We start from the raw sequence: 15011 nt of genomic DNA on the forward strand, positions 1-15011 counted from the left end.
TTGCATATCTTTGTCTTGCTTTTTGACGTTGGTTTTTACCTTTCTCCTTTTTGTATATTTGTCTTTGAGCGCGTTTAATCGCTTTTTCTGCTTTCTTCAAAAACTTGGGATTTTCCTGATGATGTCCATTGGAATCAGTGTAGAAATACTCCAATCCTACGTCTAAACCTATCTCGCCATTAGCATCCCTAGATTCTGGTTGAATCTCAACATCAATACAAAATTGACAGTAATATCCATCTGCTTTTCTAATTAATCGTACACGTTTAATTAGTTTAGTTGAGTATGTGTGAATATCCCATTTACCTAACAATTTGAATTCACCTATACCTTTGTTATCAGTAAAAGTGATGCGTCGTTTTGTTGGATGTAGTGACCACCCACTAGTCTTGTACTCAACCGAGCGATTATCTTTTTGAAATCTGGGAAAACCTTTCCTTCCAAGTTTCTTGGCCTTGCAATTTGCGTAGAATCTATCAATAGCAGACCAAGCTCTTTCTGTTGCAGCTTGACAAGCCATTGAGTTTAATTCTTCGACAAACTTGAATTCTGTTCGCAGTGTTGTCGAGTAATTATTCAAAGTTATGCGGTTGATTTTTCTACCTTGAGGTGCGTCTATCCAATATCTAATAGCTTTATTTCTGATGAACTGAGTTGTCCTGATAGCTTCATCAATAGCTTTGTATTGTTCTCGTCTACCTTTAACTTTGTACTCTAATACCAACACCGCGGAATCACCCCCTGTTGTTTATGGGTTATGGTGATTGTACAATAATGTTTTGGATATCAAAGAGATGAAATCAGAGAGTCCTAAAGGATTGAGACCGTTTTCATCCCTTGCCTAAATACGAAGGGTTTTCAACGAGTATTTTTATAGATACTTAACTATGGCAATATCTGACAGAGAAAAAGCCTAGTACCCTTTGAACGCTTCTGACTCCATCCCAACCCAACTATGATACCTCTCAACAACCAAGTTTACTCGGTGATCTGGCATAATGATGCAGTTTCCCTGATTGACCAAACCCGTTTACCCCACGAATATGCCCTCGTCGAAATTCACCGCAGTGAAGACATGGCTAGAGCCATTAAAACCATGATAGTCCGGGGAGCGCCAGCAATTGGTATCGCAGCAGCCTACGGGATTTATCTCGGTGCAAGGGAAATTAATACTAGCGATCGCGAATTATTTTTAGAACGTTTGGAAGCAGTGGCTGCCATGTTAAAAGCCACTCGTCCCACGGCTGTCAACTTGTTTTGGGCAATTTCTCGCATGATGAAAGTTGCCTATGAAACATTAGGCTCTGTAGAAGATATTCGTCAAGCTCTCTTTAAAACTGCCCAAGATTTACAAATAGAGGATTTACAAACCTGTCAGGCAATCGGTGATAATGGGTTAAAAGTGTTACCAAGCAATCCAGAAAAATTAACATTATTGACCCACTGTAACGCTGGAGCCTTAGCCACCGCAGGTTATGGTACAGCTTTGGGTGTGGTGCGGTCTGCATGGCGAGAAGGACGTTTAAATCGCCTATTTGCCGACGAAACCCGTCCCCGCTTACAAGGTGCAAAATTAACCGCTTGGGAATGTGTACAGGAGGGAATACCTGTGACTGTGATTACTGATAATATGGCAGCCCATTGTATGCAGCAAGGGTTAATCGATGCGGTGGTAGTTGGTGCAGACCGGATTGCAGCGAATGGCGATGCTGCCAATAAGATCGGAACTTACAGTTTAGCGATTGTCGCCCAAGCCCATCATATACCCTTTTATGTAGCTGCACCTATTTCCACCATTGATTTTGACTTGACCAATGGTAGTCAAATTCCCATCGAAGAACGAGACCCAACGGAAATTTATCAAGTGGGAACAACTCAATTAACTCCTAATGGGGTAGACTATTATAATCCCGCCTTTGATGTCACAACCGCCAATTTAATTACAGGAATTATTACCGAGCGCGGTGTATTTTCTCCTAGTGAGTTAATTACTCTTAAGGAAGCACAAACTGTTTGAAGTTAGGGAGGAGTGAGCAGTAAGTAGGGAGTGGAGATTAACCTGCATGTATTGCTTACCTCCCAACTAGGATACTTTATCAGTCCTATATACCAATGCTTTGAGCCATCATCGAAAAGTGTGCTGCTTCAGCGCTTAAATCTTGCGGTATTGCTGAATTGAAGGTGAATTGGACGGATTAAAAACGCGAAAATCCTCGTGAATCAATGATTTTGTCAGTTAAAGTTCAAAGTAGTTCCACTAGTTGATAACAAAGTCAATAACTAGCTGATTTGCGGTTTACCGATTTTATTCTCAAAAAAGTGTATGATAGGTGGTTTTTAAAAACTTTTATTACCCACAAATATTGCTGGACAGGATTTTCAGGCTGTAAGGTTCATCGTCGCTAGCTCTCTTTGGCGGAGTCCTCGTTTTGACTATGAATGTATCCATGATGCGATCGCTTCAAAGTTGAAATCGGAAGGCGTAATTATTTGTCAAATGTTCTACAGCAATCAAAGAGCTTCCAAGTATTGTATCGTAAAGGTTATATTCAACAGCCTATTTTCTATTTCCTCAAACCCACCAACTTCCGAATCAAGGTTGATGCACTGATGCACACCTTGAATATTGCATTGCGATCGCCTACGGAACAGCTACACTTAACCTCTCCTACCCTCCCCTGCTCCCCATTTTCAAGCTAGACTTTTAAATAAGTAAAAATCAACCGTCAAATCCGAAGCAAGAGAAGAGGTATAACACGATGGAATTAACCACAGAGAACGTAGAAAAAGTTTTGGATGAAATGCGTCCCTATCTGATGTCCGATGGTGGTAACGTTGAATTGGTAGAATTGGATGGGCCGATCGTTAAATTGCGCTTACAAGGTGCTTGTGGCTCTTGTCCCAGTTCCCAGATGACCTTGCGGATGGGAATTGAACGCCGTTTGCGGGAAATGATTCCCGAAATTGCGGAAGTGGAACAGGTCGCCTAGGGAAGAGAACTATACTTTATCCGCATTTCTCACAAAACCCTAAAACTCATAGGGAGTAGTGAGTAGTCAGTAGAAGGAAAATCAATCCGTTACTCAAGGCTTATTACTTACTTGTGAGAAATCCAGGTTTACACGGCAGTAAACTAAGCTTTGACTTAGGCAAGTAGTTAACTGTTGATTGTCAACCGTCAACAAACCAAAAAGGAAATATATCACCGTGGGAAGTATCACAAAATGCCAAAATTGCCTTGGATTGGGTTACATGGCTAACCCCTCACGGTGTAAATTATCCTTTGTTTCGCGAAGTCGGGTTTCTGGAATCCGGTTTTCAGCCTTGCTTCAAAACGCGAACAGTTGATTCAACTGCTCGCTTCCTCCTTGTGATTGGTTTAAGTGGAGAGAAACCCGACTATTGAAACTTCCCATTGATTGCATAAATAGGACTTGCAGAAAAAGTCTCGCAAGCAAATCTAGAACCTACTATAGGTCGTAAAATGATGATTTCGTTGCTCTGGTTGCAAATTTATCCAGCGATCGCATAACGAGCTTTACAAAGTTTTGATACTCCAGATTATCAACAAGCGTACTTGTTTGGGGAAAAATACTTGAATCCCTTGCATAAATTGCGTTACACCTTGATTCCGCGAACCCTAAATATATTTGGAAAACTTTTGAACAACAGAGAAACGAAGATGGGTATTTGCCAACAAACCAGTTGATGACGGGAGATGGTAGTTTAAATATATGTAGTTGATAGTCCTACCAATCCACAACCTCCACCGCACACCAGTTTATTTCTTTACGTTATGTCCTATCCCCTCTACGTCGCATTTATTTGGCATCAACACCAACCTTTGTATCGAGTTCCTGACAATGGCAGTTCGTCATCAAGTTTCCAAAAGTATTTATTGCCGTGGGTGAGGTTACACGGTACCAAGGATTATTTAGACTTAATTTTATTACTGGAACAATACCCGAAGTTACATCAAACGGTAAATTTGGTTCCTTCTTTAATCTTACAATTAGAAGATTATGTTGCAGGGACAGCCTTTGACCCCTATTTACAAGTAAGTTTAACGCCAACGGAAAATTTAAGCACCATTCAAAAAGAGTTTGTCATCAACAACTTTTTTGATGCTAATCACCATACCTTGATTGACACCCATCCCCGTTATGCCGAGTTGTACACCCAAAGGCAAGAAAAAGGAACAGCCTGGTGTTTAGAAAATTGGCAATTGCATGATTTTGGGGATTTACAAGCTTGGCATAATTTAGCTTGGATTGATCCGTTGTTTTGGGATGACCCGGAAATTGCCGCTTGGTTGCAAAAAGGGAGGAATTTTAGTTTAAGCGATCGCCAACGTATCTACTCCAAACAAAAGGAAATTTTAGCCAGAATTATCCCCCAACACCGAAAAATGCAAGATAGCGGTCAGTTGGAGGTGACAACTACACCCTACACCCATCCCATTTTACCTTTGTTGGCAGATACGAATGCTGGACGGGTGGCTGTCCCAAATATGAATTTACCGGAGTCCCGCTTCCAGTGGTCAGAGGATATTCCCCGTCATCTACGTAAAGCGAAGGAAATATATATAGATAGATTTGGCTGTCCACCCCGTGGTCTATGGCCTTCCGAACAATCCGTTAGTCCGGAAATCATACCGTATATTTGTGATGCCGGATTTAAGTGGATTTGCTCTGATGAAGCCGTATTGGGTTGGTCACTGCAACACTTTTTCCACCGGGATGGAGCGGGGAATTTACTAGAACCAGAATTATTGTATCGTCCCTATCGTCTACAAACAGATCAGGGAGAATTAGCCATCATCTTCCGTGATCACCGTCTCTCGGATTTAATCGGTTTTACCTACAGTGCCATGACTCCCAAACAAGCAGTACGGGATCTGGTGGGACACCTCCAATCTATCCATCGAATGCATCGACAAAGACAACCAGAGCAACCGTGGTTAGTGACGATTGCCTTGGATGGGGAAAATTGTTGGGAATTTTATGAGCAAGATGGCAAACCTTTCCTGGAACAACTTTATCAAACCCTGACCCAGGAACCCCATATACAACTAGTTACGGTTTCCGAATTTTTAGATAAATATCCCGCAACAGCGACCATTCCCACAAACCAACTTCATAGTGGTTCCTGGGTGGATGGTAGTTTCACCACTTGGATTGGCGACCCGGTAAAAAATCGCGCTTGGGATTACCTCGCCAGAGCGCGTCAAGTTTTAGCTAATCACCCCGAAGCTACGGAAGAGAACAATCCCGCAGCTTGGGAGGCTTTGTATGCGGCTGAAGGTTCCGATTGGTTTTGGTGGTTTGGGGAAGGTCACTCCTCTAACCATGATGCCATCTTTGACCAACTCTTTCGGGAACATCTCATCGGGTTATACCAAGCTTTAAATGAACCGGTTCCCCCCTATTTACACTATCCCCTCGAAAGCCATGAAACCGGGGGAGACCGTCTACCCCAAAGTTTTATCCATCCAGTCATTGATGGTAAAGGAGATGAACAGGATTGGGATAAAGCCGGTAGAATCGCCGTTGGTGGTGCTAGGGGAACTATGCATAATAATAGTTTGGTGCAAAAAATTTGGTACGGTTACGACCACTTGAATTTTTATATTCGTGTCGATTTTAAAACCGGAGTTCAACCGGGCACAGATTTACCAGCAGAACTACATCTCCTTTGGTTCTATCCAGGGCGAACCATGCATAACAGTCCCATGCCCATCGCCGAAGTTCCCGACATCCCACCCTTGAATTACCTGTTCCATCACCACCTGGAAATTGATTTAATTAGCGAGTCAGCCCAATTTCAAGAAGCTAAAGAAAACTTTCTGTGGGAATTTCGCACAAGTCGGGCACAGGTTGCCTTCAATCGCTGCTTGGAAATTGCCGTACCCTGGACAGACTTGCAAGTCCCCCCCGATTATCAGCTCAATATGGTTTTAGTTTTAGCTGATGACGGTTGCTTCCATTCCTTTGTACCAGAAAACAACTTCGTGGCGATCGCAGTACCGTAATTTTCAGATTACCCCTGGGATTGATTAGTTATTTTAATCCGGAAAATCCCAAAATACTGCATTTGCTCCATTTCGCGATTTTTATTGTCAATAAATCCAGATAAATCTCAATATTAATGATTTTATTGTCAATAAATTACGTAATTACAATGTTTTTGGGACTGATAATTGACATCTTGACAAATCACCGATAACATAGAGTATATTGCCGCCGGGGCTATGAAGAACAGTACAAATCTCATCTAATCAGAAGTCTCCTGTAAGTAACCTAAGTTCGGGTTAAGCAAATTGAGATAAAACCCAATACATTTGAAGGCTAGGGTTCTGAGGTTGGTGAGAATAAGCAATTAATCCGCACAGTACATTAACACAGAAATTAACAGGACTTCGATGTCTAGAATGTTCTATCTGAGAAATGTTCTGGAGTTAATCGTTAATTGACTCAATGATGGAACGCTGACGTGACAACAGTTTGTCATGAAGGCACATCAACTTATTTTTTGTATTGCGGCGCGGTTTGGTGAAAAATTCTATTCCGAATTCTTTGAAAAGCTTGTCAGCAAGGTCTTTCGATACATAACCCCTATCTGCAAAGATTTTGCCAAACAAATCTTTGAGTAAATCAGGAATGGGCTTTCAGTCATCAATGTTACCAGGGTAAGAATCACCTAGTAGAATTTCACCTAGTTCGTTGACTACCAGATGTAGTTTTTTGAGGTAAATCTTGATTCAATTAAATAATCAGCTTCAAAACCCGAATTTTCACCACGATTTGAATATAAGGCGTAGAGTCTACTCGGCTTTTTCTGGAAATAGGTTCTCAAAGCATTAATCAACCGATAATTGACAGTAATTCAGCAAGCTTTAATTAGATGCAACCTGGCTGCCTGACATAACTCTTGAAATGCTTGTTTAGCAAGGATTTTATCTCTAAGCTTAGTCTGGTCATCTAGACTAAATTTATTGCCTAGAACCCTGATATTACCTGATCAACGCAGTCGAAGCTGGGACGTACAATCAAGGCTTTAAGGAGATGTGTCAGGTAGTCAGAGATGCAACTGCAACAGAGATTATCACCGTTGGTAGTATTAGGCGCTCTCATGTGAGTCAGGTTTTTAAAAACCTTTGCACTATAATCCAGGCTTGATTTTTGAGCGGATTGGGGTTTTTCGGAGATACTACTCTGTCAAGATAAGCATGATGAACATACCATATCAATAGAAGAATTAAAACCTTTGTGCCTTAATTTAACGTAAGTTCGACGGTGATCGCAGCCTGCAAAAAGCCTATTGGGCAAGAAGTTGAGAAGAATCTCACATCCTCAAACAGCAAAGAATTATTGAGAATGGAAGAAAAAGCCTAAAAAACACCGAGACTGAAAAATAAATTTCAAAAATCAGGGGTCTCGGCGATGTCTACCATTGTATCTCGGCTTGATGTGACGCAAATATTTTGCGATATTGACGATTTTTGCAATCAGTGGAACAACTTGTGGCAGCAAGTACCGCAATTACCATCTATGACTGGAGAACGCCGCAGCAAGTCGAGAATGTGTTTATCAGAAGTAATGACAATAGTGATAGCCTTTCACGGTAGTGGATATCGTACTTTCAAGGAGTTCTATACATTGCACGTTTTACCGTGTGAGTTTTTTATGGGTGGATGAACGGACATAATATTCATAATCTAAAAAACACAAAATTAAATTGACAGACAAATAGAACCCCTCCTAATCAACTAACTCCTGTATTCTGGATTCTTTAATTCTGCTTCCACAACACATTCAGCCTTAACTACCAGCAATTGTTCAACCTGAAGAGAAGTGCAACGCTGTAAATGTTGGAGAATAACAGGCTGTTGACCTTGCTGTGTCATGAGTTGGAATTGGGTAGACATTTCCTTGGTCAAATCTTGCCACTGTTGCAGCCAGCGATTTTTGAGAATATATTCCCGACTGAAAGCATCTTGATCGATGACAAAATAATCCACGCCATATTTATCAATAAAACCTTTGACTTGGTGAGTATCTGGACTGTATTGAGCGCGAATTAAATCCTTTCCCCTGGCTGTGATAATTTGGTCATAACCTACATGGTAGGGTACAGCATATTCCCAACCAATTAAAATTGAGCGTTTCGCAAATACTGGAATATTATCTGTGCTGGGGTTGATGGAAGCAATCAGAGTATCCTGGGGTTGTTTTTGTAAGAAAGCGTACATTTGCCCATAGTTATCTCGCAGATAGACGGTACAGGTAAAGTTAGCTAAAAAAGAGGGGTAAATAATGAGAATTAGGACAGGTAAGGTGATAAATAGAGTCGAAAGTCTTTGTGGATAAATTTGATTTTTTTGATTCTGAATTATCCAATCTAAAATTGATTCCATCATCGATACAATGAAAATTGATGCCGCAATGATGGCGACAAACTTGAGGGTATATCGACTATATCTTGCGGGAGCAAAAAGTTTATATAAAAATAGATGGGCTAGAAGGAACATACCCAATGATGAAAAGATAATTTGAGGCAAAATCTGGACATTTTGAGTGAGACGTTGCCGAAGTTTAAATTGATGGGGATAGTAAAAAAGTAAGGGTAAAAATAACCCAAATAAATTAAAAGCATGTTCCAAAACATTGGGAATTAAACCACTATGTTGGTCAAAAAACCAAAACATCGCCAAATCATCTCGAAAAAATCTTATCCGACCCGTCTGCGCTAATCCCGGTGACAACCTTGCAGCTTCTCCAGATATGGTTGGACCAAACTCTGAAGAAGTGAATGCATAGGGTAACATAATCACAAATGCTAATACCAATCCTCCCAGACTCAATATATAATCATCTCGCTGCTGCGTAATATTAATTTTTCCTGATTGCCAGCGAAATAATCTCAAAATCAGGATTCCAGAAACAATAAATATAAAAGGAGGATAAAATAAACCCAAGAGGACAATGGAAATTAGGCAGGGAACTAAAGAACGACGGGATAAATAGTATAAAAAAGCGATAAAAAAAACAAAAATAAATGAGCGGGGTGTGGCAGAAACTAAATCATCTCGAAGGGAAAGATTTTGAGCATATAACAAACTGCTCAGAAATCCCGCTATGGGAACAGGAAATATTTCCATTGAGAGAAAGAACCAGTAATAAATACTAATGATTTTTAAGAAAATAGGCAGGATTTTACTAAAGAATAAAGGTTCAATTCCCAACTTGGCAAAAAATGCAAAAAAAGTTGTAAATCCCCAGGGTGTAACAGAAGCAAAATATTCCGCAATTACATCATTGGGTAAGATATCTGGCTCAATAAATTTTTGTAACCAAAACGTATATACCCTCGCATCATCTTGGACTACATAATTACCACTAAAGGCTTCCTGAAGTTCTAGGTAGCTATAAAATAAGCCAAAAATCAAACTTAAAATTAAACAGATACGTCGTTGGATTGTGAACGACCTGGAATTTGTATCCGTAATCAACCGATGTAACTGTTTGGCAATCATTATCAAGTAATAAAATTCACAAAAGTAAATGAGGTAAATCCTACATCTAAGCATCTTGCATGTAAATAGGGAGTGGGGAAGATTAATATCTAAGTAAGTCGTCACAAATAAACCTAATATTCACAGCCTTGAGATTGCTTCCTTTCACTGTGTTCCACTCGCTTCGGACATACCTTGATTTTTTAACGGCGACTTACTTATGTTTCCTGTCTAGTTGTATCAACACTACATGCTGGATTCACTTGTCAAGCAATTATGGGAATACTTGCAATATGTCAACAAGTGATAATACGCTGCATAATTGGTAACAATTACACCTCCCAGGATAGAGCTTCCGGAGAATTAGACAAAACATTAGGGTTTTGCAAAGATACAGTGATGGGACTGGTAACGGTTGGGAAATATGGGTAAATTAGAGACATTAGGGTAATTCGTAATTCGTAATTCTTAATACCCGCTACGCGGGAAGCAAGCTACGTAATTATGTTTATTTGTATGTGGAGACTTGAGAAAAGGAGGTGGGTGTGGACGGAGTGTTGTTTATCGCTCCTTGCGACTTCAACTGAAAACAAGCAACCCTGTTGAAAGCGGGAGTTCAACCCCATAAATTCCTGACTGGAAACCCGCATCTATCACAAAATCCGAAAAATCACAGGGAGTAGGGAGCAGTGTAGACGCGTAGCGTCTAGTCTACGACAACGCTGCGCGTACCCGTAGGGTGTAGAAGGAAAATCAATCCGTTACTCAAGGCTTACAACTTGCTTGTGAGAAATCCAGGGAAAATCCCTATTTGCTCCAAAATCAGACATGTATCGGGTGGCTAGTTTGAGACCGCTATGGGGGAAGTAAGCTACCTAGATAAATCTGATTAGGTAGTCCATATGTAATATAAGTCCTGTAGACGTACCACGTGTGACTTCTCCTAGAAAAGACTAAAGAACACCTTCTGAAATTAACCTGCCTTGTAGCCAGATGAATCCCTATTCAAAAAAAGTATCCAATTTTCATGCAGATATATTGCAGCAGACCCAATTGGGGCAATTGTGTGGTTCCCAAAAGCTATTTCGCGATCGCTATGAAATTCTCCGGATTTTGGGCAGAGGAGGATTTGGTGTCACCTTTTTGGCCAAGAATATGGCTTTACCGGGATATCCTTTGTGTGTAATTAAGCAGTTATGTCCTAAAACAAGTAACCCCAGAAGTTGGCAGCGAGCAAAAAATCGCTTTGAAAAGGAAGCCAAAACCCTGGGACAGTTGGGAAATCATTCCCAAATTCCCATGCTGCTGGATTTTTTTGAAACCAATGGTGAGTTTTATCTGGTGCAAGAATATATACGCGGTTCCACCTTGGCGCGGGAAATTCGTCGCACAGGACCAAAAAGTGAAGGAACTGTGAAAATGTTTTTGCAGGAAATTTTGCCTGTCCTCCAATATATTCACAAACACCATGTGATTCATCGGGATATAAAACCCCATAATCTCCTGCGCTGTGAAGATGATGGTAGATTAGTACTTATTGACTTTGGTGCGGTCAAAGAAGAAGTTGCAAGGACTCACGAAAGTCCTAATAAGTCAGCATCTACTCACTTTGTGGGAACGATGGGATTTGCACCTCCTGAGCAGTTTTCTTTGTGTCCTGTATATGCTAGTGATATTTATGCTGTCGGTGTTACCTGTTTATTTTTGCTAACCGGAAAAGCTCCCTTAGAATTTGATTACGATGCCATTACAGGGGAAATAATTTGGCAAAACCACGTTGATATTAGCGATCACTTTGCCAAAATTATCGGTAAGATGGTACGCATTCCCCTGGAAGAACGATATAAATCCGCCGAAGATGTGATGTGGGATTTAGGAATGGAATCCTATTTACCTACCCTAACTAACTGTATGACAACCCAACCCCTGGGTGTGGAAGCTAGTGAAGATATTCCCGATGGTTATATTTCCCCCGTCACTCGGACTGCGATCGCAATTCGTGAATGGCGGGCTAAACTAAAACAACGTAAGGCGAAAATGAAACGTCAAGTTCCTAATTAAGGGGAGTTGGGAGTAGGGAGCAGTTTTAACCCTACAAATTCCACTTTTGCTTGACTTCAAAAAACGAAAGATGTCAGGCTTTTGAGTTTATATGCACTTTCTGGAACTAAAATACCATCTAAGGTTTATAAGATAAGAGTTTTAGTATTTTTCCGCAAGCCCTAATTAGGGGGAGTGGGGAATTGGGAGCAGGGGTATGACAGTCAACAGTTAACTGTCATCTATCAAAAGTAGTAAATATATAACTTTTAACTACTTTCTTCTTCCATCCTCTGCTCCCGTAACTCTTCGTCCTAGTGGACAAATTGGGGCATAACCTCAGCTGCGGTATAAATACCATTCATTCCGCGGCGATGGAGGTTGACACCGGCTTTGAGATAACCAAAAGCAGGTCCACAGACATTGGCAGCCATACTGGTTTCATCCCCTAAAGTAAAAGTATGGGTGGATATTTTGCCTTCAAAGGTGCGTCCGGTGACTTGGACATTAGTGCTGAGGGGTTTTTTCGGGTTGCGAGTATCAACCACACCACCAACGGTAACGCGATCGCGGGGACAAATTCCTGCGAGTTCCAGCATAATATCATCGGCATGTTCCATATTTTCTAGGGTTAAAATGCCGTTAGTCTTGTCCAGCAAAGCTGCAACTTCCGCATCACTCATGGCTTGGGCTGTGGCAACATTATACCCTGGCATGTGGGCAATATCTTCGCGAATGGTAGCTCGATAGGCTTCCCAATTGGCAATTCCCACCCCAAAGCGAATTGCCACACGGTGAATTTCGGCAAAACTTTGAGCTGCGATCGCTGCTGCTGCTGTCAGTAGTCCTGGTGTCGCACCACAACCTGTCAGATAGGTAATTCCCCTATCCTGAAGTTCAGATTGGAGTCCTAGTAGCTGCTCAACTGCACTGGTGCGTTTGATGGCATCTACCAACACCCCTTGCCAACCCGCAGCCATAAATTGCTTGGTTACACTGGCAATAAAGTCATTCGGTAAATTGGGAAGTGCGAAAAAATACCCATCAACGAGGGAATTTGTTTTGGTGATTAGTTCGACAATACTATTGTCACAAAGCTTTCCCACCGACTCTACATATCCCACGGAGCCATGAGTTTGGTATGCCGTAATACAACTAGTCCCATCCAAACCTTCATCAGTATAGACATATCCACCCTTATCCGCGATCGCCACTAAAACCATTTCTCGCTTCGGCATTAGCAAACGCGCTGCTGCTTGTCCCAGTCCACCAAATCCTAATATACCCACCCGGATTGGTCTGCTAACGTTTAAATCACTGACTACTTCTGTGTTCATAAATCACTCATCATGTATCGATATTCCAATCAGCAGTTTGTACTTACCCCAAATCTCTGACTAGATTATTACTGTATTGAACATCATCCCATTCCGATCGATTCTTTAACAAATTATCCCAAATTCCTTCCCTGACCTAAATCTATTTGCAATTCAAGTAAAACCAGATACAATCCCAGCACAAGTTATTATGTATTCTTTTGAACCTGTCAACTGGTGTATCAGGGGGAGTGAACATGGAACGGGCAATTTCGCTACTGGGTATTGTTGTCTTTATTACCATATCCTACGCACTTTCCGTGAATCGACAGGCGATTCGTTGGCGAACGATCGCTTGGGGTTTGGGATTAGAATTTCTCATTGCCCTATTTGTACTGAAAACTCCCTGGGGATTAGGGATATTTAAATCCCTGGGGGATGGGGTCAGTCGATTTTTAGGATTTGCGGAAGTTGGGGCTAAATTTGTATTTGGGGATAGTTTTCAAGACCATTTTTTTGCCTTTCAAGTTTTACCAACGATTATTTTTTTCTCCGCCTTCATCAGCGTTTTGTACCATTACCGGATTTTACAATTTATCGTCAATGGTTTAGCTTGGGTAATGATGAAAACCATGCAAACCTCCGGTGCAGAATCCCTCTCCACCGCAGGAAATATTTTTCTTGGTCCAACCGAATCTCCCTTATTGGTCAAACCCTATGTGGTGAGAATGACCCAATCGGAACTATTTGCCGTCATGACCGGGGGATTTGCCACCGTTGCTGGAGGGGTATTAGGTTTATACTTAAGTACGGGTGTTCCCAGAGAACACCTGATTGCCGCCTTTTTCATGACCGCACCCACATCTTTGGTGATTGCCAAATTATTGTACCCGGAAACCGAAGTTCCCGATACGGCTGGTAATGTCAACATGCAGGTCAAAACCACCTACGTCAATGTGATTGATGCAGCGACGACCGGAGCTTTGGATGGGGTGCGATTAGCGGTGAATGTGGGAGTAATGATTATCGCTTTTTTAGGACTATTGGCGGTAGTGAATGCCTTGTTTGGCTATGTGGGGACACTGGTGGGTATTCCGGATTTATCCTTAGAAGCGATTTTGGGACGTTTAATGGCTCCCGTTGCTTGGTTAATGGGTATACCCTTAGCTGATTGTCAAGCTGTCGGAGCCTTGTTAGGTAAAAAAACGATTTTGAATGAACTTTTAGCCTACTTAGATTTAAAAGAATTAATTGCCCAAAATCAAATTTCCCAACGAGGCGTAATTATCGCTACCTACGCCCTATGTAATTTTGCGAATATCGGCTCCATTGGCATCACCATTGGTGGTATTACCGGAATGGCACCCGAACGCCAACATGATTTAGCTAGAATGGGTTTGCGGTCGATGATTGGCGGTTTACTAGCTGGATTTGTCACCGCCGCGATCGCTGGGGTGTTAGTGTGACAGTATCCACCATTGCAGCGCAGTGTTAGCCTGCTATAGACTAAAGTTCAAAGCAAAGATTTACCTATTTTTCAATTATGAGTTATCGCGACATCATTACCATTGAACCTGATAAGCGTGGAGGTAAACCTTGTATCCGTCGGATGCGAATTACAGTTTATGACGTTCTTGGTTGGCTAGCAGCTGGAATGTCTATTACTGAGATTATTGATGACTTTCCAGAACTGACAGAAACGGATATTAGAGCTTGTCTAGAGTTTGCAGCTGATCGCGATCATCGTTTAGTTGCTTCGGTGGGTGCTACTTGAAACTACTATTTGATCAAAATCTGAGCCGAAAATTGGTGACTCGCTTGGCTGATATCTTCCCTAATGCCAGCAATGTTCAATTTCATAATTTAGCAGAGAAAACGGATACGGATATTTGGGAGTTCGCCAAGTCAAACAATTTCTGCATTGTGACTCAAGATGCTGACTTTGCAGAAAGGAGCCGATTGTATGGTTCTCCACCAAAAGTTGTCTGGCTAAGGTGTGGAAATGCACCGACCTATCAAGTTGAAGCTCTCATCCGTGCTGGACAGTACGCAATTCAAGAACTTTTAGAAAAGCCTGACTTTCATTGCTTAGAACTACACTAACCGATACTTTAAAAATGCCACCACCGCGATCGCCCTTG

9 protein-coding genes and 3 pseudogenes are annotated in these 15011 nt (G+C 41.5%); 8 read left to right on the forward strand and 4 right to left on the reverse strand.

What is annotated here, in order from left to right:
* Window position 1 precedes the first annotated feature (1 nt).
* Window positions 2-727 (reverse strand): annotated as a pseudogene (locus CDC37_RS21370) (RNA-guided endonuclease InsQ/TnpB family protein); the annotation flags it as partial.
* A 228-nt stretch (window positions 728-955) separates the two neighbouring features.
* Here CDC37_RS21370 and mtnA point away from each other — a divergent pair.
* The 3 genes from mtnA (at window position 956) to CDC37_RS21385 (ending at window position 6031) form a co-directional block, all read left to right on the forward strand.
* Window positions 956-2017: an S-methyl-5-thioribose-1-phosphate isomerase gene (gene mtnA / locus CDC37_RS21375; RefSeq protein ID WP_172892810.1), complete on the forward strand. Its 1062-nt coding sequence runs from the start codon at window positions 956-958 to the stop codon at window positions 2015-2017.
* A gap of 742 nt (window positions 2018-2759) precedes the next feature.
* The gene (locus CDC37_RS21380) at window positions 2760-2990 is read left to right on the forward strand and encodes a NifU family protein (RefSeq protein WP_096624925.1); all 231 of its coding nucleotides are present in this window, start codon (window positions 2760-2762) and stop codon (window positions 2988-2990) included.
* A gap of 806 nt (window positions 2991-3796) precedes the next feature.
* Window positions 3797-6031, forward strand: a complete 2235-nt coding sequence (locus CDC37_RS21385; RefSeq protein WP_096624927.1) for a glycoside hydrolase — start codon at window positions 3797-3799, stop codon at window positions 6029-6031.
* Window positions 6032-6310: 279 nt separating this feature from the next.
* Here the strand turns inward: CDC37_RS21385 and CDC37_RS25860 are convergent.
* Window positions 6311-6742, reverse strand: a pseudogene (locus tag CDC37_RS25860) (transposase); the annotation flags it as partial.
* A 700-nt stretch (window positions 6743-7442) separates the two neighbouring features.
* Between CDC37_RS25860 and CDC37_RS25865 the strand changes: the two are divergent.
* Window positions 7443-7673 (forward strand): annotated as a pseudogene (locus CDC37_RS25865) (IS982 family transposase); the annotation flags it as partial.
* Between the two features lie 95 nt (window positions 7674-7768).
* On the opposite strand, the gene CDC37_RS21400 reads toward CDC37_RS25865, so the two are convergent.
* Window positions 7769-9535 carry a hypothetical protein gene (locus CDC37_RS21400; protein ID WP_096624929.1) on the reverse strand — a complete coding sequence of 589 codons (1767 nt, stop codon included), beginning with the start codon at window positions 9533-9535 and terminating at the stop codon, window positions 7769-7771.
* 972 nt (window positions 9536-10507) lie between these two features.
* Here CDC37_RS21400 and CDC37_RS21405 point away from each other — a divergent pair.
* Entirely contained in the window at window positions 10508-11575 is a 1068-nt protein-coding gene (locus CDC37_RS21405; protein ID WP_096624931.1) for a serine/threonine-protein kinase, read from the forward strand.
* A gap of 293 nt (window positions 11576-11868) precedes the next feature.
* Here the strand turns inward: CDC37_RS21405 and bioU are convergent, their stop codons facing one another.
* Window positions 11869-12891 (reverse strand): (S)-8-amino-7-oxononanoate synthase BioU, encoded by a 1023-nt coding sequence (gene bioU, locus CDC37_RS21410; protein ID WP_096624933.1) that lies wholly within the window; start codon window positions 12889-12891, stop codon window positions 11869-11871.
* 236 nt (window positions 12892-13127) lie between these two features.
* Between bioU and CDC37_RS21415 the strand changes: the two genes are divergently transcribed.
* From CDC37_RS21415 to CDC37_RS21425, 3 genes are all read left to right on the forward strand, one after another.
* Window positions 13128-14336 carry a NupC/NupG family nucleoside CNT transporter gene (locus tag CDC37_RS21415; protein WP_096624935.1) on the forward strand — a complete coding sequence of 403 codons (1209 nt, stop codon included), beginning with the start codon at window positions 13128-13130 and terminating at the stop codon, window positions 14334-14336.
* A gap of 77 nt (window positions 14337-14413) precedes the next feature.
* On the forward strand, window positions 14414-14644 hold the full coding sequence (locus CDC37_RS21420) for a DUF433 domain-containing protein (RefSeq protein WP_096624937.1): 231 nt from the start codon (window positions 14414-14416) through the stop codon (window positions 14642-14644).
* Entirely contained in the window at window positions 14641-14973 is a 333-nt protein-coding gene (locus CDC37_RS21425) for a DUF5615 family PIN-like protein (protein ID WP_096624939.1), read from the forward strand. Before CDC37_RS21420 ends, CDC37_RS21425 begins: the two co-directional genes overlap by 4 nt.
* Window positions 14974-15011: the final 38 nt, after the last annotated feature.

Source organism: Calothrix sp. NIES-3974, from assembly GCF_002368395.1.
Classification (GTDB): Bacteria; Cyanobacteriota; Cyanobacteriia; order Cyanobacteriales; family Nostocaceae; genus NIES-3974.